Below are 2526 nucleotides of genomic sequence, written 5' to 3'. Positions count from 1 at the left end.
CCGCGGCCAGAATCGGCGCGCGGACCTACGGAGAAGGCTCGGCGGCATGCGCGGTCGTGCTCGGCGAGCTGGCTCGACTCGCCGCGCGAGGAGAGGTGGAGGTGCGGATCGCTCGCACCTATCCGCTGGAGGGGGTACGAGACGCGTTCCGCGAACTGGAACAAGGACACACCCACGGCAAGATCGTGCTTCGTCCATAGTCCGTGATGGACACGCACGTCGGCGTACCGCGATGCGGGCGGCGTGCCACCGGGGGAGACCCGCTCACCTCCGACACCACCCCCCCGACCGGTAGCCGGTCCGAAGGGCACCGTGTATCTGCGCTACGGGCTCGCCGACGGCACACCCGGGACGGGGGACATGGGCGCGCCTGATCGCGGCGTCGAGCGCGCGGACTGATGACTATTGGATCGGTTTGCCACAGGGGTCGGCTACCGAGACCGGTTCGAATCGTTTGCCGTCCGCGCTGACCTTGACGAAGGCGTAGCAGGTCGGCACGGTGCGGGCCTGCGCGATGTCCACGCTGGCAGGGAGCAGACCACCGCCGTCGAAGGCACGCAGGCTGTTGAGGCCGGCGGCGAGGGACTCGCGGGTCGGGCACTGCCCCGCCGCCTGGACGCCATCGAGGAACAGGTCGGCGGCCAGCCAGCCCCAGACGGCGGACTGCGCGGTCGGGGCGGCCAGCTCCGGCGCGTACGTCGCCATCGAGGTGAGGTAGACCTTGTGGGCCTCGGTGTTGTCCTCGAAGGGGCGTAACGCCATGTAGATGGTGGCGCTGGCCATTGCCTGGCCGAGCTTGCGCAGCAGCGTCTGGTCGTAGCCCAGCGGAAGTAACGCGACCTTGAGATCGACTCCCACGGCATGCAGCGCGGGCACCAGGGCCGCGAGCGAGTCCGGGAGGACGATGCCGGCGAGCGTGTCGACGTGCGCGTCCTTGAGGCGGTTCGCGATCGCCGTGTAGTTGGCGGTCCCAGGGGCGATCTCGATGGACAGCGGGGTCGCGACGCCGGCCCTGTTGAGGCTGGTGGCGAGCTRCTGKACGGAGGWCTGGCTGCCCTGGTCGCCCGCCAGGCCCACCATGGCGGCGCGGGTGCCGCCCTGGGCACGGACGTAGTCGCCGAAGACCGTCGAGGGCGTGGTGTTCACGAAGAGCCAGGAGAACATGTTGTCGTGGGTGAGCCAGACCGAGTCGCTGCCCAGCCCGACGACGGGCAGGTGTTGCTGCTCGAGGTAGTCAGCTGAACCGGCTTCCGTGCCATTCGGGCCTTCGATGAGGCCGAAAATGCTGTCTCTGGTGACCAGTTCCTGGGCCTGAGTGAGGTTGGTTCCCGCCGCACCCTGGTCATCACGCCACGTATAAGTGATCTTTCGGCCGTTGATACCGCCGTTTGCGTTCACCAGTCCGAATCGCGCGTCGATGCCGGCTCGGAAAGCGGTCAGGCCCTCGCTGGTCGGTCCGGAGTCGGTGTACAGCAGGCCCGTGTTGATCGTGCTCGCGGTGACACCCGGCGTCGCGGCGCAGGACCCCGTTCCACCAGCACCCGCGCCGGCGGAAGCGCAGGCGGTCAGCGCGACCGCGCAGCTCACGCCGGTCGCCGCGGCGGCGGACCGTAAGAGGACGCGACGTAATAGAGGTGTCACGGACGTTGGCTCCTTTGCTGGTGGTCCTGGTGCTCTCGCGCACCGGCGGCGTGGAGGTGGCCCGCCTCGGTGCGCGTTCCGGAGAAGCCGCGGGTCAGGAATGGCGCATCGGACCGGGTCGCGGCTCGTCATTCCCGCGACGATGGCTGTGGCCGGTCGCGGTGTGGACCGCGGATCGCAGCGTAGATGCACTGACCTGGGGATACAAGTAAACACCCACACTTTCCGGGCGGTCTTGTCGGCCGTCGGGCCGGTCGACGCGGGCGCCACGGATGATTCGGCGCGTGAGGAGCCTGGCGCGCTCAGGGATGACAGGTCGCCGCGGGCGCCAGGCCACGACTGAACCGAGCACGGCGTGACCGGTTGGCCGCATACGCCGGTATTGGGCGATTTAGTGTGGATTTGATATCCGGAGGCCGCGAAGGTGGAGAAGTAGGCCCAATCGCTGTGGGAGATTGGTCGCGGGCGACGCCGCCAGGTAGAGAGAGGTGTCTTGGTGGCCGAGGCGCGGCCCGGGCTTTGGACGGTTGCTTTGGCGGCCACACGTAGCGCTTCGGGCCTGCTCCGCCTTTCGCGCTGTTGCTGGTGGCGCTGTTCGCGCCGTGGTCAGAGTGCGCCGAATCCGTGTTGCAGCCGGGCCAGGGCATCGTCGAGCACCGCGACCGGGTCCAGGCCCGACGAGGACGGCGAGGACCGTGCGGGCGCGTCGAGTTGAGTGATCATCATGATGCCGATGATGGCGCCGCTCACCGCCATGACGTCGCCGTCGTCCGGCGTCCGCCCGGCGCGTTCCGCCACGGCCGCGGTGAACTCGTGCATGGCGGAGGTGAGGTGATCGAGGTGCGCCGCGCGGACCTCGGGTATCGCGGCGATGAGCTTGGTGCG

3 protein-coding genes are annotated in these 2526 nt (G+C 69.0%); 1 reads left to right on the top strand and 2 read right to left on the bottom strand.

Going from position 1 to position 2526, the window contains the following annotated elements; translation table 11 throughout:
• Positions 1–200 (top strand): zinc-binding dehydrogenase (locus BL253_RS38920; protein ID WP_158230525.1); only part of this gene is annotated, 200 nt, incomplete at its 5' end.
• Positions 201–402: 202 nt separating this feature from the next.
• Here the strand turns inward: BL253_RS38920 and BL253_RS38915 are convergent.
• A complete protein-coding gene (locus BL253_RS38915) occupies positions 403–1641 on the bottom strand; it encodes an ABC transporter substrate-binding protein (RefSeq protein WP_076823107.1) in 1239 nt (412 codons plus the stop codon).
• Between the two features lie 606 nt (positions 1642–2247).
• Positions 2248–2526 (bottom strand): acyl-CoA-like ligand-binding transcription factor (locus BL253_RS38910; RefSeq protein ID WP_476644146.1); only part of this gene is annotated, 279 nt, incomplete at its 5' end.

Source organism: Pseudofrankia asymbiotica (genome assembly GCF_001983105.1).
Classification (GTDB): Bacteria; Actinomycetota; Actinomycetes; order Frankiales; family Frankiaceae; genus Pseudofrankia; species Pseudofrankia asymbiotica.
This window is presented reverse-complemented; position numbering and strand designations above follow the sequence as displayed.